A 19131-nucleotide genomic window follows, 5' to 3' on the forward strand; every position below is an offset into this window, starting at 1 on the left:
ACAAAATTCGAAATGAGCGAAAGTTGTTACCACGCTATTTTAGGCAAGGTGGGCCGTGCGGGACGCAAAAAGTCCCCTGATTGATCGGCACGTCAGGCAGGATCGGGGGTGGCGGCGATCGGCCGTGGGTGACCTGGCAGTGAAACACTCTGCCTGTTCGGTTACATAAGTTTGAGTGAAAGCGTTTAGACGAAAAAAAACCGCCTGTTGAGGCGGTTTTTCGAAGGGATGGCCCTAACCAGTCCGGGACGAGACCACAGTCGAGCAGGGAAGAGCCGTTTTTTTCGGGATCATTCGCTGCGAGTACAGCAACGGATGCAAATGGGTTAATATGCAGTAATTATAACACTCCAAAGAAAGGACGCAACTGTCATGAGGATCGATATCCGTCTGAAGCGTACTGGTTTGAATCTACGTCAGATTTTTTTCATCGAATGTTGGGGAAGTCTGGCACATAAGGAAAGTACCGATACAGACCGGGTCAGCTTTAACAATATCCTCAATGCGATTAATGAACTCCTTTCACTTTTTCCGCAGGGAAATAAATTTAAAGGCCAGGATAAACGCCGGCGTGCTGCGCAAGAATTACTCGAGCTGCTTAAAGACGATGTCGTTTTGGCAGATGCGCGCTTTGAAAATATCCCGGCACAGCTAAGAAGTATGCTGGATGCTAAAAACGCCTGGTCAGATAAAGAACGCAGCCCGGTAGAAAAATATCAGGGGTTGATGGAAAGTTTATTCACCCAATTAAAACTGACGTTGGAAGAACATTACCTATCGGCCAGCCTGCAGCGGCTGCGTGCTGAACTGGACAAAGAAGGTGCCCCTTCCGACCAAGATTATGCCTGTATCGTATCTCTTTGTAACAATATCATGAGTTTTTTACTGACGTTGGGGATGCCCTTGGCAGAATGCTCACTGTTGTACAGTCGCATTTTGATGAATGATAAGAGGAATTTTGACAACAGGTTTGCTTCCTGGGCAGAAAAGGTCAATGTCAGATCACAGCGATATACCGTCAACCTTATCATGGAAAACGACAAACTCTACGACATGTTGCTGCAGGCTGGAGAATACACGGTGTTCAATAGCTGCCGGTATGTCCCCTTTATCAGTGATAAGGGGATACGTTCAGCAAGGGCTGAGATAGAGGTGGAGGCGGTTTCCGTTCTCGCGGCCAGAACTCAGGCTGATTTTGTTCTCAAGGACTCCCTCGATGTGGTGGCTTATATGCTTGGACGAGGCCAAATCACCACACGAACTGCTTTTAGGGTCATAGATGAAGAATGGAAAGAGACTGAAATTCAGGGATTCAGCAATGAGATCCTGACCAACAGCGACCGGCTGACCTTGAGTGAATTTGGCCATTTTATGCAGGCAATAACAGATCTGTTCACCAAAGCCTCCCCTGAATCAGCGAGAAAAGTCAGCTCTGCTTTCCATTTCTTACGCAATGGGTTGAGCAACAAGACCACGCAGGAAAACCAGTTTACGTCTTTCTGGTCAGCACTCGAGGCGCTGACGCTGGACGTTTCTTCTCGCCAGCTGGATCATGACGAACATGTTGTGTTTACGACTCCCCCCTGCATGGGATTGGACTATGTCGTCAAACAGTTGATCTCGTTAAGAGGGATTGCTAAGCAGCTGAATTTGGTGTTGCGTCTTCAAGACGGGCGTATAGTCTTACCAGGAGGTGTCGATCTGGAGGATATTTACACTTACCTGAAGGACAGTGATTTCACGGAGCAGTTTGGGGATGCGCTCACTGACTACCCCTATGCGTCGTATATGCTGAGGAAGTTTACGGGGCTCTGTGTCCAACCGCGTGAACTGGGGAAGAAGATTATTCGGCATGCTGAAAAAGTGGAGCTGCACATTTACCGGCTCTATATTTTGCGAAATGCGATTGTTCATAACGCAGGATCGAGTCCCTACATTCAGTTTTTGGCGGTGAACCTCGAGCATTATCTGCGTGGTACCATCAATGCCATGTTCTATACCGCATCAATGTTTCCTGTTGTGCGTTCACCGGAAGAAGCTTTTCAGCGCTATCTCCACATGTATGAAATGTTGGTCAAAGAACTCGAACCTACATTCTGCACCCCTCCAGGGGAACACCGCAGCGTAGAGTCCTTGATCGATCAGAATAAGATAACGCCCTCAGATCTAATGCTTAAAACATGGTTAAAACTACATAAGTAGTTCTTTTGTATTTTATGTGTATTACATTTCTTGTTTGTTACTGAGCGGTATGAAAGTGAGTCGGTACGGATATGTCGACTGCTATTACGCTTCGCTTACCGGCAGAAAAATGTAGATAAATAAAAAAAACTGACTGTCTGGAAAGACCATTGAATATGGCGGGGGTTAGCAGACATAAGGTACGGTCCGTGGTGATGAATGAAATACTTGTGTATTACATCCATCACATCGTCGGCAGTCAGTTATTAAAACGATGCCAGTTCTCTTTACTCTTTTCCCACAGGCCCATCAGGCTGTCTGTTTTATTCATTGCCCAGGTTGAAAGTTTATTAACAGCTTCCTCGGAAAAAGCAACTCCTTCCTCCTGTAATTTTTTTCCGTTATTAATGGATAAAACAAGAATGCCTCCTGACTTCCTGAATGTGATCGCGGGCGGGGCGTCAGGGTGAGGACAAATAACAAAAATAGAACCCGGTAAATAATGGGTATTAGAGGCCGCGGTATTCAGTTCGTTATTTTCTGATGCCGTGATGCAGAAAAATCCGCTTTTCTCTAGTTGGCGCCGACCGTGTAGTTCGAAATCGTAGGGGACGTAAATATCCGGTTTCTCCATATACTCAACGGAAAGTATGCGGTCAGGTGGCAGTGTTCCTGTGTGTACATACCAGGTGTCATGCTTCAACTTGGGACTTTTCATCCAACGCAGTAACTCCGTATCCGAAAGCGTACGCTGATCTACCCACCCGCTCACGGCAAGCGCCTTTCCATAAAGGGCTGATTGCCCGTAATGACGCAGGATCTGTCTGAATGAGTAGAACCCTTCCTGTTGTTTAAGCCATGTGGTATCCACGCTTAGGCGGATGAGTCGTTTGTTGTGTAATGAATGTACGGTATCTGATGCCAATCCCCCCGCTGCTTTTCTTGCGAAATCTTTGTCGTTTTGGTTCAGCATTTCAGTTCCGTCGCTCAGGCCATGACCGTAAGGTAACGGCGAAGTGGTATACCAGCTATGACCGTAAAGCATTTTTCCGTCCGAAAGCTGAAGGTAACCCCTGTTTATACCTTCCGACGTAAGAATGCCGTGCAGCATTGTGACCCCGGTGTAGTGATACAGATTCATGCGCTCCTCCATTTAGCTAGAGTATTGAAGGTACCAGAGCGGATGTTCTACGAAAAGTCTAATGCGGTGGCCTGTATCGTTAGCCACTACCGTTATACTACGGCAAAATAATTATGTAATCTTTATGTAATACACAAAGACTACATAATGAAGGAGTAAGCACGGATGTCTTCACCGAGGGCTGAATCCGGCATCGGCCAGTGACTTCTGCAGGAGGTTAACTGCATCCTTGATCTCGTAGGTCTCATCCTCATCGATGGCACACGCCCGCATCTCTGACCAGGTTAAGCGTTTGACGAATTGCGCCAATGCCAGTGCCTGGCTGTTGCTTAACTCGGTGGTGACGGTAACTGTATCGGTCATGGTTTTTATCTCCTTTATGTAATTCAAAAAGATTACTTGTGTAATTCCTATGTATTACAAGTTCTCCTTAATCATCTCCAACATTTTCTCTGGGCCCATTTCTTTGGCCAGATACAGCGCGGCACGCAGCACGGTCGAGTCGGTAATGGTCTTGGTGGTGAGATCCTGGATCTCATCGACCAACTCGGAACACATCACTTTTTCCGCCGGTGTCATGCGAATGGTTTTTGGGTTCTCGCTGGTAGTTCTGTTCCGGTTGACCTTCACGTTGGAAAGGCGGGTTTTCGTCTCTCCCTGGGTGGGTTCCGGTTTGACCATCGCGGGGCGGGTGAGGGGGCCTTTAGCCATTTATGCAGCCTCTTTCGATAAGACGGATTCAAGTTCACGCATCAGCGCGCGGTAATCGTTTAGGGCCAGGGACCCTTTGTTATAGAAATAGAGCGGAACGCAGGCGACCTGAGCCTGAGATATGTTCTCATCGGCGCGGATACGGGTTTTCAGGTAGTTATCTTTGGTTCGCTCATTACTGGCCAGCTGATCGTGAAGATAGGTGTTCATTTTCTTCTTGGCGCCATTGTACTCATTGCGGAATACGCTGAACTGGGTAAAGCGGGTCTCCCTGATCTCGTCCAGGTAGTCTAGGACCACATCCAGACCGGTCAGGGCGAAGCTGCCGCCATCAACGGGGATGATCACATGGTCAGCCATGAAGGCCGCGTTTGTGGTAGACAGGTTCAGACCCGGAGAGCAGTCAATAAGGATATAGTCGAATTTATCCATCACTGGCTGCAGGTGACGGGAAAGTATTTTTTCCCGGTGATGACGGGTCAGGCAATTTTCCATCACGCGCTCAAACGACGGATCAGACGGGATGATGAAAAGGTTGTCGATAACATCTTCACCGCTGACGGCTGGAATGATGGCATCAAGAATGTTGAAGCGCGGGTTATTATACAAATCGCAAATGGTGTGACCGTATTGCGCGTAGTATTTTTTGCCGTTGGCCATCACTTCTGTGGAGTTGGCTTGCTGGTCACCGTCGATAAGCAGTACGCGACGGCCCGCCTGAGCGAGCGTCATGGCGAGGTTGGTGATCGTGGAGGTTTTACCTGCACCGCCTTTGTTGTTCATGATGGCGATGATGCTGGCCAACGTATTGGCCAGGGGCGTGAGTAAGGATTGCACAGGGACTTCTGACATCGGGAACTCCTCTCTCAATGAAATACTATTGTATTACGTTTTGGCAATAGCGATCTATCACCACATACGATTACTATAGCATTACAAATGTAATACACAAGTATTTTAATTGAATTACTAGTGTATTCATTTGTGAAGATCCAATTGTTACCTCGATTGAAAAATTACTTTACGGTATATAGGGTTATGCAACTCTGTGATGCTCCTCCCGTAAATCGATATGCAGCCCCATCATAGCCATGGTGAGCCTTACCTGAACGGCGCTCTTGACTGCACACAGGTTAGATAAATCGAGTTTTTGGCGAGCATCCTGCAGCACTTTACGTACGGTCTCATGAGAGACGTCACGCAAATCGGCAATGGTCGGGATAGCCAATCCCATAGAAAACAGGATACAGGTCATTGCTTGTGTAGGCGTTAATTCTGGAAACAACTCAAAGTAACGCGCAAATTGTGCACTCTCAACAGCAGCCATTTTAGCCTTCCATCTGGATGGTGGTCAGCGGTCTGTCAGTGGTCTGACAGTTCCTTGATGGTCAGTACCCGCTCGAACCTATGGTTGGTTGATACGGGTACTGAATGACTTTCCCTGGTGTTGAGCTTGCCTACGCAAAGGTAGGCATTAACTATCATCATTATTCGGCCCCGGTTTATGTGGTCTACGCCGTCGGGTGCCCATGGTTTAAGAATTGAGTTTGGCAAGCCCCCTTATTGCGTCTTCAAGATATTGACGAGGACAGCCCAGGTTGATGCGTATGAAACCTCTCCCCTGTGGGCCAAAGCTGCTGCCCATTGAGGGCGCAATCTTCGATGTATGGATCAATGCCTGTTGTAAGGCTCCGTCATCCAACCCCAAAGCGCGACAATCCAGCCAGGCAAGGTAGGTACCTTCCGCCCGGGTCATTTTGCACCAGGGTGCGGCATAGGCTAACGCCTGTTCAAACCAGCGTCGGTTCTCGGCCAGATAGCGCTGTAAATCATCAAGCCAGGCGGCACCGTGCTGGTACGCAGCGGTGGCCGCCGTCATCGACAGCGCATTGAAGACATCCAGTCCATGGGCGTTAAGGCGGTCGATGAACGCACTGCGGGTACGGGCATTGGGGATCAGGAAATTCGAGATACGCAGCGACGACAACCCGAACGTTTTACTGGCAGAGGAGGCTGCAATCACGTGTTCATGGCAGTCTTCGTCCAGGTGAAGGACCGACGTGAACGTTTCTCCGGGCAGGATCAGGTCGGCCCAGATTTCGTCGGATATCACGGTCACCCCATAGGTGCGGCAGAGCGCCATCAGTTGCGTCAGTTCGCGACGTGTCCAGCAGCGACCGGTCGGGTTATGGGGATTGCACAACAGCAGTAGCGGGGGCTTGCGCAGCTTGAAACAGGCTTCCAACTGAGCGAAGTCAAATTGGTAGCCCTGCGAGCTTTCTGCCAGCGGGTTCTCGATGACTTCCCGGCCATTCATGGTGATGATCTTGGCAAATGAGCCGTAGTAGGGGCCCTGTACAACAACGGCATCGCCCGGGTTGCTGAGCAACTGGATAAGTATGGCCAGACCGGGAACTACACCCTCTATTGATGTAAACCATTCACGCTTCAGCTGCAGGTTGTGCCGGTTTGAGAACCAATCCATGACTACCTGGTAATAGTGAGCGTCCCGTTCGCTGTAACCAAATATGCCGTGGTCAACACGGCTATGCAGCGCCTGTTGGACTTCTTCAGGGCACTTGAAGTCAAAATCAGAGACCCACATCGGCAACAGGTCACTGCCGTCCAGCTGGAGATAGTGCTCGATGAAGTCCCACTTCACCGAGCCGGTGTTGTGCCGGTTAACTACCTGGTTAAAATTGGTCTTCACGTCAGGCTTCCTTCTGCTGCAGGTCGTTCTGGGGCTGAATCCTGGCAATACCGAATCCGGTAAAACCATAAATCAGGGCAAACACCACGGCGGCGTAGCATTGGACTGCCCACGGCAATAAATCCAGCGTGCTGACCCCCAGGGTAGTCGCCATATAAATGCCGGCCGCCGTCCACGGGATCAGCGGCTCGATGACGGTGCCTGCATCTTCGACGGTCCGCGACAGGTTTTTATTGTCCAGCCCCATGCGTCGGTACGCCCCTTTGAACAGTTCAGCCGGAATGAGCAGGGCCAGCTTCCCGTCACTGGTGGCACCGGTCACGAGAATGGTGGTTGCGACAGTGGCTGCAATCAACTGGCCGGTCGTATGGACCACTTTCAGCAGCCGATTGATGATGATGGTCAGTGCGCCGGTTAGCGTTAATGCGCCGGCAAAGGAAAATGCGCAGAAAACCAGCAGGATGGTGCTCATCATCGAGAACATGCCACCGCGATTAAGTAATCGTGGAACATCATCGACGATCCCGACCACGTTGTTCCCCTGGGCGGCAAACATCGACAGGTTAAATCCGTCCATCAATGCGTTTAAGCCCTGTTGCAGGTTGAATCCCTGGAGGGCAACACCGATGACAATGGCCAGTGCACATCCTGCCAGCATGATGGGGATCACCGGGCGTTTAGTTACCGCCCCCCAAAGAACGAGGGCAGGGGGCAGGATCAGGAGCAGATTGAAGTGATACAGCCCCTCAAGCGCATTGACTATCGCAGTCACTTTTTCGGGCGTTGCGACGCTGCCGACGGCACCGGTATGTCCGGCGATCAAGTACACCACCGCAGCCAGAACGAAGCTCGGTAATGTCGTGTACATCAGGTGTTGGATGTGGCTGTAGAGATCGGTATCGGCGACGATGGCCGCGAAATTCGTTGAGTCAGACAGCGGGGAAATCTTGTCACCAAAGTAGGCTCCTGACACTACGGCACCGGCGGCTGCGGCCAGAGGTACATCCAAGCCGGCAGCGACGCCCATCAGGGCAACGCCCACCGTGCCCGCAGCGCCCCAGGAGGTACCAGTACACACGGATATCACGCTGGTGATGAAGAAGGCGGCGATCAGGATGTATTGTGGACTGATCAGCTTTAACCCCCAATACACCATGTAGGGAATGGTGCCGCTGAACATCCAGGTACCAATCAGGCCTCCTACGCATATCAGTATCATGATGACCGGCATGGCTTTCGCCAGCTTGGAGACGATGGCATCGATAATGTCGTCCCAACGGTAACCTTGCCACCAGGCTAACGCGGCAGCGATACCGGCAGAAACCAGCAGCAATGGCTCGATACGCAGGCCAAACTGGCCATAGCCGATAATAAGCAGCAACAGCATGGCTACAATGGGCAGCATGGCTAAGCCAAGGTTTAGCGATTTTTTGTCATCCATGTACAACTCCAGTTAAGGGGGCAATTAATCAAGCGTAACTAATTAATTTCGAATGGGGTGTGAGCGAGGGGAGGTGTTCATGTAACTTGTTTCATGAGGTGGTTTTACGTGACTGAACTCTCACTTTTTAGCGTCTTTTTATTGGCCTCGGTCATTTTTTCCGATAGCGGCCACTGAGTCCCGGAGGATAAGTTCAGCGGAAAATTGATTATTCTGTGGGGCGGCGGTAACGCCAGTATTGAGCTGAAGCGCCAATTTTGCTGCACAGTTCGCCATTTTTTCCACGGGATAGTGCACGGTGGTCAACGAAGGGTGGAGATATTTTGCCAGGGCAACGTCATCAAACCCAACGATAGAGATGTCTCCGGGTAGAGTTACCCGCTTCTTGTGAAGAATTCGTATCATGCCGGCAGCCATCACGTCGTTGAATGTCACCGCGGCCGTAAACCTGTGTTCACTGGCCAATACTTTTTCTGCCGCCAGTTCGCCCCCTTCTTCGTTGAAGGGGACGCTGATTATCCAGGAGCCAGGTACGGTGATGCCGGCACTGGCCATAGCCCGTCGGAAACCCTCGAGCCGGTGCTTTTGGTCATCGATCGGCAGGTCTGTCGTGATGCAGGCGATCTTTCGGTGGCCGTTCCTGATGAGCTCCGTGGTTGCAGCTTGCGCTGCGCTGACATTGTCCAGCCATATGCAGCGATTGGCGATAGTGGGTAAATAACGATTGACCACAACCAGGGCCGGCGTGTGGGCGGCGTACCTTAATATGTCCTCCTCATTCATACGGGTTACATGCGCAACGATGGCTTCACATCCCTGGTTTATCAAGAAGTCGAGGCCACTTTTCTCCAGCTCGGCCTGATGGCCCCCACTGCAGACCATCAACCTGACGCCTTCTTTTCGCGTGATATCTTCGACGCCCCGCGCCAGGCGCGAGAAAAACGGGTCATCGAGATTGCCGGTCAGCAACCCCAGTATATTCCCGCTTCTTTTTGCCAGGGCCAATGCGGCAGCGTTCCGGTGATAGTTAAGCTCGCGCATAGCCTTCTCAACGCGTTCGCGGGTCACGGGTTCAACATAGGTGGTGTTATTGATCACCCTGCTAACGGTGGCCATGGATACCCCTGCGCGGTGTGCAACCTCTCTCATTGTGGCCATGTCATATCCTGTTGTTCCTCTATTCAAACTTCCGGTTAAGTGTAGCTGACCAGGCAGTTAAGAAGGATGTCGCTGCGCTCCGTTTTCCTCACCGCCAGTTGAACCACACCTGCAGCCCGATGACATATTGGCAGCCCCCGCTGATGGCGTGGCGGCGGGCGGAGCCCTGCCTTCAAGCCGCTTTCGCGGCATATCCTCGCCGGCGATATGACCACCGACTCGGTATTCCACGGTCGGCCTGACACGCGGCGGTGCCTGCCTGCCATGACATCGGGCAGCAGGGAACGGAGGCCGTACCGGCCTCCTCCTGCACCCCTCGAATGGCGAGGTATTCCTTATGTCCCGATATGTCCTGGGTGATTCCGTGCAGGTGATGGCTGGCTTTCCGTCAAACAGCATTGATTTTGTGCTGACCGATCCCCCTTATCTGGTCGGCTATACCGACCGCAGCGGTCGCAGCATTGCCAACGACAAAAATGATGAATGGGTGCGGCCGGCGTTCCGTGAAATGTTCCGGGTGCTCAAGCCTGACAGTCTGGCGGTGAGTTTCTACGGCTGGAACCGGGTAGACACCTTTATGGCCGCCTGGAAACAGGCCGGGTTCCGCGTCGTCGGGCATATGGTGTTTACCAAACCCTACGCCTCCAAATCTGCCTTTGTCGGCTACCAGCATGAATGTGCCTACATTTTGGCGAAAGGGCGCCCGGCATTGCCGGCGCAACCGCGCTCTGATGTGCAGCCCTGGGAATACACCGGCAATCGTCACCACCCGACTGAAAAGCCGGTGTCCATTCTGCAACCGTTGATTGAGTCGTTCACTCAGCCCGGCGCGATTGTCCTCGATCCCTTTGCTGGCTCAGGTTCGACCTGCGTCGCCGCCGCTCAGGCCGGGCGGCGCTATATAGGCATCGAGCTTTTGGAGCAGTACCACACCATCGGTCAGCAGCGGTTGCATCGCCTGCGCGCCCAGTACGCAGCATAACAAAGGGAAATCAACGATGAACTACACCGGGAATGAAGACCTGCGCGCCGCAATTGCGGCACTGTCCAACGACATGTGTGAGATGCACCTGCGGCTGCGCGAGCTGGTCAGCGTGTATTTCTGGAACAGCGATGTGTTGGCTGAACGCCTGGCCGGGCATATTCTGCGGGACGCGCACGATCGTTACGTCGAAATCTATCAGGCTATCAACGAACTGGATCACCATTTCAAAGATTGAACCGCAGGCATTATGCAGCCGGGCAGGGCAACCTGCCCGGGTTGCCTCGCTGTAAGCCTGCGGACGCCAGGGCGCATCGAACGCCCCGCGTCCGTAGAACCGCCACGCGGCACTTGCCGGCGATACCGGCGCCGCAAAGGACGCTGGCTGGGCCTGCCTACACCTCTCTAAATCTTTTCCCTTTGCGGCCCCGGCGTAGTGACGGCCTGTGCCGTCCCCAAACGCTAGTCCGGCACGGTCGGGCTGCAAGGGTACGCTTCGCCGCCTCCTCACCCGTTCGCACCCGTTACGGCGCATTCAGCCCGCAACGGGCTTGCGCTGCGGCTTGCGGTGGCGCCCCTGCCTCCCTCCCTCGGGGCCGGCCTTTCGAATGGGTACGGCACCGGCCGGTGTCGCGAACCCTGAAACTCTGGAGGTAGTCCCATGCAACATGCTCATTCAGTCACGCTGCAAGTCTGTGAATCCGATCGTCTGTCGTTTCTGCCGGATCTGTTTGGCGAGGATTTTTTGCCCGCTGAAATGCAGGTGTATTCCCTCGCCGATCGCTATCTGCCGCAGTACACCGGCGGGTTTTGGCACTTCATCCGTTTACCGGAGGGGGGCGGCTATATGGCACCTGACAGCGATCGTGTGCACCTGATCAATGCTGATAACTGGTTTGACAAGACCCTCAGCGGTGACGCCGCCGGTATCGTGTTGACGGCACTGGCCATCAATCGCCGCTGTTGGTTGCATCACGATCGGGGCAATGCCGGACTGGTGAAGTTGCTTATGCAGCGGGAAGAGCAGCTTTGGCGCTATATCGAGACGCACCCGGAACGCGCCGACATCTGCCGCGCGCTGGACTGACAGGGATTCGAATACGGGCGGCTATGCCGCCCCTCATAAATAAGGAGGGGGAATTATGTTTGGCAGCGTGAAAGAAGTGTGTGCGGAATTATTCCGCGAGTATGGCAGCGACGAACCTATTACCGTGCTGATATGGGATGCGCACGCCGTGCGGTACTTTGCACAGGAGTGGAACCCTAACGACGGCGATGTGCTGGCAATACTGGAAACCATTGGCTGCTCTGATATTGAGGAATATCAGCGGTACGGTATCAATCAACAATACATTCAGGATGCAATAACGAAAATTGCCGATAGTCGCAGCCGGACTCGACAGGTCGAGGTGAGCGCCAGCGCACTGGAAACCGTGTTGGAACTGGCCGCGATTACTATAGATATAGACGACCCCGAAAGTTGGGATGAAGACACATCCAGGGGACAATGTGCTATCGAGGCGTTGCGGGCCGCGTTACATCCCTAGGTTATCACCACAAAGGGCCGTCAGAGCGGCGGCCTGCTTGCCCTGCGTACTCTGGCCGCGCGGAAAAACCTTGCCAGCCGCCTTCGGCGTCAGGCTACCGAAGGTGGCGGCTGCGCCGCCCTCTTTCGCTGCCTTGTGGGGGGGGGTTAGGTGGATGGAGCAGGACGGTTTATCGTCCTGGCAGAGTGATGCTTCCTGTTTCTGCATTTTTGGTGAGGGGTCTCTGTGCGGGGTTGATACCGGTATCGGGCGTCCGGGCGGGCTGTCGTGCTGCGCATGGCGCCGGCATACCGTCGCCCCCCTGCGGGCGTCCATCCCATGACGCAACGGCACGCTTGCAGCGGCCACAGGCCGCGCCGCGCAGGGCCAACCGCGCGGCGGTGAGGCCGCCGCCGCTTCAGAGGCGCCGAACCGTTCGCTGTCGCGCCCGGCCGGCGAATTGCGCCCTGTTCATCCTTTCGGGTTGCTTTAGCCGCAGTCAGTCTTCCCGCCGCAACTGATAACAGCACACCGCCTCGCTTAAACGGCAAGGGGTAAATGAACTCCGCCAAAAACTTTTCCTCCCTCCGGTCAAAAAACTTTTCGTCTCCGCCCCTTGCCGCCGCTCCTCGCCGTGCTGGATCAGTTTTATTGCGACGGCGAATACTCACAGCGGCATCAGATTTCAACCCACGGAGGATTTCAACATGGCTCAACAAAACGTCAACGGCGCGACAACGAAGCCTACAGCAGCATCAGCACAGACCAACTGCGATCTGACCGTACCACAAGTGTATGACCTGTTTTGTTTCGTGAAGGCGGTTTGTGGCTGTTCGACTGGCACCAGTGAGCCTCCGGTTGTTCCGGCAGGGGCGGTGGAGGTTTACGCGGATTTTGGGGATTTCGACACCATTGCGGTCTGGGTCGTCAACGGCTGGCCGGTTGCGGCCAGTGATCAGATGACCCTGACCCACTGGAGCCTGAATTTCAGGCGATAAAAAAGCAGCGTTTCCGCTGCTTTCTCACCGTCAGTCCTGACGCCATCGGGACTGGCACAACAGCAATAACATTGAAGGAGCTATCACATGTCAACTATCGAGTCTAAAGCACCGGCCACGGCCAAAGCAACCCGCACGGCCAAATCCGCGACGAAGAAAAGCGTTGTCGCTGAAAATATCGAAGCGGCACTGGCAAAAGCCGTGCGCAAAACGGCCACGCTCGGCCAGTTGGAACTGGACGGCCTGAACGTGCGCAAGAAAAAAACCTCACAGGCATCGATCGAAGGACTGGCCGCCAGTATCCGCTCCGTCGGGCTATTGCAGAACCTGATCGTCTTCGAGATGGAGAACGGTCAGTTTGGCGTAGCCGCCGGTGAGCGGCGCACGCTGGCGTTGCGGTGGTTGATGGGGCATGAAGACGACGCCGACAAGACCACGCCGGACGGCATCGTCAATGCGGGTTACGCGGTTGATGTACTGATCGTCAGCAAGGAGATGGCGCGCATCATTTCCCTGACGGAAAACAGTCAGCGCGAGCAGATGCACCCGGCTGATCAGGTCTTCGCTTTCCGTGAAATGTCGGCAGAAGGGCGTGCTCCGGCGCAGATTGGCGGCCTGCTGGGCTTCAGCACCAAGCACGTTCAAAAATGCCTGAGGCTGGCGACGATGGCACCGGCACTGCTCGATGCGCTGGCCGAAGACAAAATAACACTCGACCAGCTGCAAGCGCTGTCGGCAACCGAAGATCATCAACGTCAATGTGACGTGTGGGTCAACGCGCACGGCTGGGCGGCCGCGCCGCAGCACCTGCGCGAGGCCGTGCTGAAAGACGAAGTCTCGGCCAAGGATAACAGCCAACTGGCGTTCGTCGGGCGCGAAGCCTACGAGTCGGCTGGCGGCACCTTCAAATTCGATCTGTTTACCGACGAAGGTTTTTTGACCAAACCGGCGTTGCTGGAGCGTCTTACCCGCGAAAAACTGCACGCACTGGCGCAGCAGGTTGCCGGGGACGAGGGCTGGAGCTGGGCGGAAGGTCGCATTTCGGCCATTAAAACGTGGGGCGAAGATGCCGAGCTGTATCGCGAGATGGCTGAACCGGTGCCGGAATTCTCCGACGCCGAGCTGGCCGAGATCACCCGGTTGAAAGCGCGGTTTGCTGCGCTGGAAGCGGCATTCGAAGAAGCGGATGCCGATACCGATACTGACGTGATGATTGCCGAAAGCGACGCTATACAGGCCGATATTGAGCGGATCACCGAGCTGGCGACTATCCGGTCATGGCCGCAGGCGTTGCGCAGTACTGGCGGGGTGATGGTGTCTCTGCGTGGCGGGGACGTGGTTTACCAGCGCGGTATCGTGTTGCGTGCGAGTGAGTCGACAACCGCGCCTGCCGGTGATGACAACGGTGACGGGACAGCGGCCAGCGAGACACCTGCACCGAAAACCAAGGAGAAAGGGCTGTCGGCGGCGTTGATCACCTGTCTGTCGGCAGAGCGCTCGCTGGCGGTGATGGGTGCGCTGGTAGAGAACCCGACCGTCGCGCTGGCACTGCACACCCACACACTGACCGTGAAGGTGTTCGGCTCACGCTACGCCGGTTCGCTGCTCAAAACCGACCTGACGCCCAAACGCGCGGAACTGCTGACCAAAGCTCCGACAGCGGAAGGAAGCCGCGCCGATCGCCAGCTGGGCGAGCTGCATGCGCAGTGGGAGTCCAAATTGCCGCCGGAGTGGAATACCGATTTCACATGGTTGCTGACGTGGGAACAGGCCGACGTCGTGGCGCTGCTGGCGTACTGCGTCGGCCAGTCTCTCGATGCCATCCAGTTGTGGCCTGCGGGGGATGGCAAGGTTGGCGGTGAACTGATGCCACTCGAGCATGCGCTGGATTTCAATCTGCGCGACTGGTGGCAACCGACCAAGGCCAATTACTTTGGGCGTATCAGTAAAGAGCTAATGAGCGATGCGCTGGTTGATGCTGGTAAAGTGGCGCAGGCGGCCTCGGTGCTCAAGATGAAGAAGGGCGACGCCGCGCAGCTGGCCGAGGACGAACTGAGCGCCAGCGGCTGGGTGCCTGATTGCCTGCTGCCCGCTAGCGATGAAGCTGATGCTGCTGACGATATTGCCCATCCTGATAACGTTGCTGCCTGACCGGAGGTGCCGCCCTTTGGGCGGCAATAACATCATGAAAAAATTGAACCTTGAGCAGTTGATGAGCATGAGTCCGCTCGATCTAGAGCAGTACCGCGAGCAGGGTATGGAGTACCGAGTGATGCTCAATTGTGCCGTACTGAGTCAGTTGACGGTGCCGGAAGGTTGGCGGGTCAACGCCGAAGAAGGCTGTGAATTTTGCGGGTGTGTGCCGGTCGTGTGTCGTATAAGCCCGGCAGGCGATGAGGCAACGGCGTTGTATCTGTGCAGCGCGGGAGCCGATGTTCCAGGTTGGTCGATGATACTTCCCTTTCACGATGGTCAGTCTCAGGCGTGGTTGTACCTGGATGATACCTATACACCGGCGATTGTTAATCGCGTACTGACGACTGTTGCCGTGTATTACCGGCAGGGGTTCTGGCGACCGGAGAAACTGGCAGTTGCACTGCGGATGGGAGGACATTGCCTGTGATCCCGAACCATTTGGCTCTGGTGCCATGGCACCCCTACCGACAGGCGGTCTGGTTTGCCATTGCTCAGGTTGAGTCCCGTCGCGAGACGGGCAGACGGCAGGCTGTCTATGCCTATGCCAACGCCTTTTTTCGTCAACTGACCGGACGCTCCACTATTTCAGCCAAGGACATGCGTATGATCGACATTACCTACCGCCCCGGCGATCGCCACCGGACTTCTTGTTTGGAAGACTATGTCGATGCGTTGAATACATTGATCGCCAGCCGGGGCGAGCATAGTTATTCCCCGCTGCCCGGTGATACGCGCGATACGCTGTTCCCCGAGGTCAGTCGCCGCCGTCGGCAGCGTTTTGAGCACAAACTGGCGATGAAACATATCCGGCAACAACGGCAAGAAAAACAGGTGAAGTGGCATAAGCGACGTCGCTATCAGGTCAGACTGGCACAGGCGGAGATTGAGCTGGCGTTTGTGACCCCGGGCGATCACGAGGATTGGTTAAAACGCTGGCAACAGCAGGGGATCGAAGAGTTTGACCTGAGTAACATGGTCTTTGCGTGGACGACGCGTTTCCCCTGTCTGGCCGAGCTGGATCGCTACCATTGGGCTGCGATGCCGTTTTGGGAGGCTCGGTTACAGGTAAGTCGGATCAGCGCCGTGTTGCCAGGTACGGTTCGATCGGATAACCGTGCGCGTATCCCCAATCGCCTGGTGCGCCGATAAAACCGGACGTCAAGCTGCGGTGGCTTCGCCACTGCGGCTATGATGTCGCCATGCCTGCTAACGTTGACCGAATGGTCACATGCATGTCCGTTGTCCATGTCGGCAGGATGTACGCTGGCGGGGTATATTCCTGCCATTTCCCTTCTCATAGAGACTTCCTCGTAAATAAATCAGGAACCTGGCCCCCTCCGGCAACTGGCCGGCGATGCCGTCCAGCCGTCAGCCCGACTGCGCTAACCGGGCAAGCTGCCCGGCAAGCTTCGCCGAACCCCTATGGGTTTCGGGCCTGCCGGCTACGGTCTGAGGGCAAAGGTCACGGGCCCGCTTGCAGCCGGCTACTGCCGGCGCCGCTTATCACTGTTCGTCACCAGGGCGACGATCGCTAAGGACGCCCCGGCTTTCGCCGTGTCGGGTGTGTTCATCCTCTCCGGATATCGGTGGCTATCTCCCGTGCGACCCCTTGCGCGGAGGGCTGCTTGTAGCACCGCCGCCCGCGTGAGCGCAAGGGTGAAATGCACGCCGCCAGCGGCGCCCTTGCGCTCCCCCGTTCGCCGTTGCTCCCTTGCCCTTTGCCGCGAAAGGTCCCGACGAGAGATGAATTAACCACCAGGCAGGAGAGAAGAATGAACACACAGAACGTCAACGTCAAAACCGCCGCTCAGGAGCCCTCGGAAAGATGGGGGAAAACCCCTGTTCTGATGTTTTCGGGGAAATACCCGGATGCCGACAGGGTAATGAGCCGACAACTTGAATTCATGGACGAGCTACACGGTGCTGCAGTTTCTGCCGACGAGCTGGAGCAGGCACTTTATGAAATTTTCAAAACGATGACGGATCGTGTCGCGTTCGACGGAGTGGCGTATTTCAATCCCGACAAGCCAAAAATCGTTTATGAGGTTGCCAAGTATTGGGTTAAGGCTCAGCGCCTTGCCGGTGAATATTTTGGCACCATCGGGAATGCTGCATGGGAACACGCGCGGTATCGCCTCGCTATCACATTGGCAATCGATAACTCGTATGTCTGATCTTAACCGTCTGGGCGGCAATAGCTCGGAGCAATCAAGTAAGGAGGTGTCTACCGGGAAACGCAAACCCGTAAATGAAAAAAGCAGCGTTTCCGCTGCTATCTCGTGCCGGTCTACCCCTAGGAAAGTTAGCCCGGCTCTCAATAATCGATTGGAGTAAAAACTATGACTATTGAAGGTTCAATCATTACATCAACCGCTTTGTATGTAAAGCAGTTGGCGGCAAATAACGAATTGCCGAAAAAGCAAACTCGGATCCTGCGGGACAGCCTCGCGGCCGCTGCGGTTCAGCCTGAACTGCGTGCATTGGGTCGGCATATTGCCAAATGTCAGCGTAAACGTCAGCCGGTACGTATTCCGGCCATGCGTGGCAGCGAGTTGGGGCAGGTATTACGCACGTTGGAACTGAAACGGGCCTACGCCTGATAACACTGACTGCCGTCCCTTCCGGGCGGCAGTTTTCCCGACTCAAACAGGAGACGCACATGACATTTTCAACAGTAGAGCAGTCTAGCAAGTGCCTCGGTGTGATGGCTGATATCACCGTTAACCCTTCCCTGGGGGGCGACCTCATTCCTTCAGTGTCCATTGATCGTATTATCGCGCAGCGCAACAGTGGCATTGCGCAATTTATGGACGGAATGACGCTTATCCATGCCGCAGCTAAACAGCTCTCTGCGGCTGCCAACAAGGATAATCTTTATGGATTCAGCGATGTAGTAAAACTTGCATTGGACTGGCGGGACAAGCCTGAGAAATACGGTGATGCGGTTGCCAAGTTGATTGATCAGAAAGTATGGGATCGGTTGCTGAGTGATACCGGCATGTACACGCTGATGAGCAGCAAACAACGGGATGAATGGGATCGCCAACTGAACAGCAAGGATTGCCCGGAGGTCACGCTTGAGACTGTGCTGGCGACGTTCAAGCAGTTGAATTCAGAGAAGGTAAATACCTTTGAACAAGGTGTTATCGACGTGTTCCGCAGCTTGTCATGGGATTATAAAACCAACAGTCCTTGCCGTCTTGGGAAAAAAATCATTGTGGAGCGCTTTCTCAGCACATGGCGCCACGGTCATTCCAGTTTCACATGGGAAGGGCAGCAACTGCTGGATGATCTGGCACGTCCGTTCTATCTGCTTGATGGGAAAACCGTACCGGACTTCAGAGCGGGAGAGGGTCAAAAGTACGCTGATTTTTTCCGTACTGGCAACAAAATCGGTGAGCTGTGTGATCTTGAATATTTTACCGTCAAGGGTTTTGCCAAAGGGACGGGGCATATCGTGTTTAAGCGTCCCGATCTGGTCAATGAAATCAATGATATCGTGGCGCGTCAGTTCCCCGGCATGTTGCCACCCCGCCTGTAACAGGGTGAGTTAACGCTAGGCAGGCAGGGAAACCCCCTGCCTGGAAAATATGTCCGATCACGGTACTTTGCCCCTGCTGGGGACGTGTATCGACAATGTTGGGAAGGCGCGGGTGAAGCAATCCATTTTTTTTAATGTGGCGGTAATGTGTCATTTTGGCACATTGCTGCAATCATGCATGTGGGTATGCCAACTGCCATAAATCGGCTGGGCAGAAAAGGCTGCTGTGGCTGCGCCACTGCGGATCTCTGCCTTTCTTGTCCGATTCAGCCATATCTTTTCCCCATCAGTTCGATATTGTCGTTTGGTTTCTCCCTTTCTTTGACGCCTCTTTTTCCTTTCGTCAGGCCTTAATAAACCCACAACGGGCTGGCGCTCCCTGCGGTGGCCGGTCGCCAGCGCCCGACCATCACCCCCACTCGACTAGCCAGCCGCACGCGGCAGACAAGTCTCGCCGAACCCTTCGGTTTCGGGCCTGCCGGCTAGGGTCTGAGAGCCAACGTCAACAGCAAGCGCTCGCTGCCGGCAGAAGCCGGCGCCGCTTTC

General features: G+C 54.4%; 20 protein-coding genes. 12 read left to right on the forward strand and 8 right to left on the reverse strand.

What is annotated here, in order from left to right; all coding sequences use genetic code 11:
• Nucleotides 1–372 precede the first annotated feature (372 nt).
• The gene (locus H0S68_RS25110) at nt 373–2202 is read left to right on the forward strand and encodes a hypothetical protein (protein ID WP_410529620.1); all 1830 of its coding nucleotides are present in this window, start codon (nt 373–375) and stop codon (nt 2200–2202) included.
• A gap of 238 nt (nt 2203–2440) precedes the next feature.
• On the opposite strand, the gene H0S68_RS25115 is transcribed toward H0S68_RS25110, so the two are convergent.
• The 8 genes from H0S68_RS25115 to H0S68_RS25150 all read right to left on the reverse strand — a co-directional run bounded on the left by H0S68_RS25115 (nt 2441) and on the right by H0S68_RS25150 (nt 9342).
• Complete coding sequence (locus tag H0S68_RS25115; protein ID WP_410529621.1) at nt 2441–3322, reverse strand: hypothetical protein; 882 nt, start codon at nt 3320–3322, stop codon at nt 2441–2443.
• Between the two features lie 171 nt (nt 3323–3493).
• Nucleotides 3494–3685: a hypothetical protein gene (locus H0S68_RS25120; RefSeq protein ID WP_410529622.1), complete on the reverse strand. Its 192-nt coding sequence runs from the start codon at nt 3683–3685 to the stop codon at nt 3494–3496.
• A 54-nt stretch (nt 3686–3739) separates the two neighbouring features.
• Nucleotides 3740–4033, reverse strand: a complete 294-nt coding sequence (locus tag H0S68_RS25125) for a hypothetical protein (RefSeq protein ID WP_241392018.1) — start codon at nt 4031–4033, stop codon at nt 3740–3742.
• Complete coding sequence (locus tag H0S68_RS25130; RefSeq protein ID WP_410529623.1) at nt 4034–4885, reverse strand: ParA family protein; 852 nt, start codon at nt 4883–4885, stop codon at nt 4034–4036.
• A 184-nt stretch (nt 4886–5069) separates the two neighbouring features.
• Nucleotides 5070–5360: a helix-turn-helix transcriptional regulator gene (locus H0S68_RS25135; protein ID WP_410529624.1), complete on the reverse strand. Its 291-nt coding sequence runs from the start codon at nt 5358–5360 to the stop codon at nt 5070–5072.
• Between the two features lie 207 nt (nt 5361–5567).
• A complete protein-coding gene (locus H0S68_RS25140) occupies nt 5568–6743 on the reverse strand; it encodes a MalY/PatB family protein (RefSeq protein WP_410529625.1) in 1176 nt (391 codons plus the stop codon).
• A 1-nt stretch (nt 6744) separates the two neighbouring features.
• Nucleotides 6745–8184, reverse strand: a complete 1440-nt coding sequence (gene nhaC / locus H0S68_RS25145; protein ID WP_410529626.1) for a Na+/H+ antiporter NhaC — start codon at nt 8182–8184, stop codon at nt 6745–6747.
• A gap of 138 nt (nt 8185–8322) precedes the next feature.
• Nucleotides 8323–9342: a LacI family DNA-binding transcriptional regulator gene (locus H0S68_RS25150; RefSeq protein ID WP_410529627.1), complete on the reverse strand. Its 1020-nt coding sequence runs from the start codon at nt 9340–9342 to the stop codon at nt 8323–8325.
• Between the two features lie 337 nt (nt 9343–9679).
• Between H0S68_RS25150 and H0S68_RS25155 the strand changes: the two genes are divergently transcribed.
• From H0S68_RS25155 to H0S68_RS25205, 11 genes are all read left to right on the forward strand, one after another.
• Nucleotides 9680–10324 (forward strand): DNA methyltransferase, encoded by a 645-nt coding sequence (locus H0S68_RS25155; RefSeq protein WP_048795503.1) that lies wholly within the window; start codon nt 9680–9682, stop codon nt 10322–10324.
• Between the two features lie 16 nt (nt 10325–10340).
• Nucleotides 10341–10562 (forward strand): hypothetical protein, encoded by a 222-nt coding sequence (locus H0S68_RS25160; RefSeq protein WP_241390713.1) that lies wholly within the window; start codon nt 10341–10343, stop codon nt 10560–10562.
• A 423-nt stretch (nt 10563–10985) separates the two neighbouring features.
• On the forward strand, nt 10986–11411 hold the full coding sequence (locus H0S68_RS25165; RefSeq protein WP_129942257.1) for an antirestriction protein: 426 nt from the start codon (nt 10986–10988) through the stop codon (nt 11409–11411).
• Between the two features lie 55 nt (nt 11412–11466).
• Nucleotides 11467–11871, forward strand: coding sequence for a DUF1380 family protein (locus tag H0S68_RS25170; protein WP_241392011.1), 405 nt, complete (start codon nt 11467–11469; stop codon nt 11869–11871).
• 686 nt (nt 11872–12557) lie between these two features.
• Nucleotides 12558–12848 carry a ribulokinase gene (locus H0S68_RS25175; protein WP_410529628.1) on the forward strand — a complete coding sequence of 97 codons (291 nt, stop codon included), beginning with the start codon at nt 12558–12560 and terminating at the stop codon, nt 12846–12848.
• A gap of 87 nt (nt 12849–12935) precedes the next feature.
• Nucleotides 12936–14999: a ParB/RepB/Spo0J family partition protein gene (locus H0S68_RS25180; RefSeq protein WP_410529629.1), complete on the forward strand. Its 2064-nt coding sequence runs from the start codon at nt 12936–12938 to the stop codon at nt 14997–14999.
• 34 nt (nt 15000–15033) lie between these two features.
• Nucleotides 15034–15471 (forward strand): conjugation system SOS inhibitor PsiB, encoded by a 438-nt coding sequence (gene psiB / locus H0S68_RS25185; RefSeq protein ID WP_410529630.1) that lies wholly within the window; start codon nt 15034–15036, stop codon nt 15469–15471.
• Nucleotides 15468–16193, forward strand: coding sequence for a plasmid SOS inhibition protein A (locus H0S68_RS25190; RefSeq protein WP_410529480.1), 726 nt, complete (start codon nt 15468–15470; stop codon nt 16191–16193). The genes psiB and H0S68_RS25190 overlap by 4 nt, the downstream gene beginning before the upstream one ends.
• A gap of 623 nt (nt 16194–16816) precedes the next feature.
• A complete protein-coding gene (locus tag H0S68_RS25195; protein ID WP_410529481.1) occupies nt 16817–17218 on the forward strand; it encodes a dehydrogenase in 402 nt (133 codons plus the stop codon).
• Nucleotides 17219–17383: 165 nt separating this feature from the next.
• Nucleotides 17384–17644 (forward strand): hypothetical protein, encoded by a 261-nt coding sequence (locus H0S68_RS25200; RefSeq protein WP_165366497.1) that lies wholly within the window; start codon nt 17384–17386, stop codon nt 17642–17644.
• A gap of 104 nt (nt 17645–17748) precedes the next feature.
• Entirely contained in the window at nt 17749–18585 is an 837-nt protein-coding gene (locus tag H0S68_RS25205) for a DUF4942 domain-containing protein (protein ID WP_410529638.1), read from the forward strand.
• The last annotated feature ends 546 nt before the right edge of the window (nt 18586–19131 follow it).

Source organism: Serratia sp. AXJ-M (genome assembly GCF_046531865.1).
Lineage (GTDB): Bacteria > Pseudomonadota > Gammaproteobacteria > Enterobacterales > Enterobacteriaceae > Serratia > Serratia liquefaciens.

What these genes read in the sequence shown, in the direction of transcription:
- H0S68_RS25110 (WP_410529620.1), top strand. Translation starts at nt 373, where the DNA reads ATGAGGATCGATATCCGTCTGAAGCGTACTGGTTTGAATCTACGTCAG.
- H0S68_RS25115 (WP_410529621.1), bottom strand. Translation starts at nt 3,322, where the DNA reads ATGAATCTGTATCACTACACCGGGGTCACAATGCTGCACGGCATTCTT.
- H0S68_RS25120 (WP_410529622.1), bottom strand. Translation starts at nt 3,685, where the DNA reads ATGACCGATACAGTTACCGTCACCACCGAGTTAAGCAACAGCCAGGCA.
- H0S68_RS25125 (WP_241392018.1), bottom strand. Translation starts at nt 4,033, where the DNA reads ATGGCTAAAGGCCCCCTCACCCGCCCCGCGATGGTCAAACCGGAACCC.
- H0S68_RS25130 (WP_410529623.1), bottom strand. Translation starts at nt 4,885, where the DNA reads ATGTCAGAAGTCCCTGTGCAATCCTTACTCACGCCCCTGGCCAATACG.
- H0S68_RS25135 (WP_410529624.1), bottom strand. Translation starts at nt 5,360, where the DNA reads ATGGCTGCTGTTGAGAGTGCACAATTTGCGCGTTACTTTGAGTTGTTT.
- nhaC (WP_410529626.1), bottom strand. Translation starts at nt 8,184, where the DNA reads ATGGATGACAAAAAATCGCTAAACCTTGGCTTAGCCATGCTGCCCATT.
- H0S68_RS25150 (WP_410529627.1), bottom strand. Translation starts at nt 9,342, where the DNA reads ATGGCCACAATGAGAGAGGTTGCACACCGCGCAGGGGTATCCATGGCC.
- H0S68_RS25155 (WP_048795503.1), top strand. Translation starts at nt 9,680, where the DNA reads ATGTCCCGATATGTCCTGGGTGATTCCGTGCAGGTGATGGCTGGCTTT.
- H0S68_RS25160 (WP_241390713.1), top strand. Translation starts at nt 10,341, where the DNA reads ATGAACTACACCGGGAATGAAGACCTGCGCGCCGCAATTGCGGCACTG.
- H0S68_RS25165 (WP_129942257.1), top strand. Translation starts at nt 10,986, where the DNA reads ATGCAACATGCTCATTCAGTCACGCTGCAAGTCTGTGAATCCGATCGT.
- H0S68_RS25170 (WP_241392011.1), top strand. Translation starts at nt 11,467, where the DNA reads ATGTTTGGCAGCGTGAAAGAAGTGTGTGCGGAATTATTCCGCGAGTAT.
- H0S68_RS25175 (WP_410529628.1), top strand. Translation starts at nt 12,558, where the DNA reads ATGGCTCAACAAAACGTCAACGGCGCGACAACGAAGCCTACAGCAGCA.
- H0S68_RS25180 (WP_410529629.1), top strand. Translation starts at nt 12,936, where the DNA reads ATGTCAACTATCGAGTCTAAAGCACCGGCCACGGCCAAAGCAACCCGC.
- psiB (WP_410529630.1), top strand. Translation starts at nt 15,034, where the DNA reads ATGAAAAAATTGAACCTTGAGCAGTTGATGAGCATGAGTCCGCTCGAT.
- H0S68_RS25195 (WP_410529481.1), top strand. Translation starts at nt 16,817, where the DNA reads ATGAACACACAGAACGTCAACGTCAAAACCGCCGCTCAGGAGCCCTCG.
- H0S68_RS25200 (WP_165366497.1), top strand. Translation starts at nt 17,384, where the DNA reads ATGACTATTGAAGGTTCAATCATTACATCAACCGCTTTGTATGTAAAG.
- H0S68_RS25205 (WP_410529638.1), top strand. Translation starts at nt 17,749, where the DNA reads ATGGCTGATATCACCGTTAACCCTTCCCTGGGGGGCGACCTCATTCCT.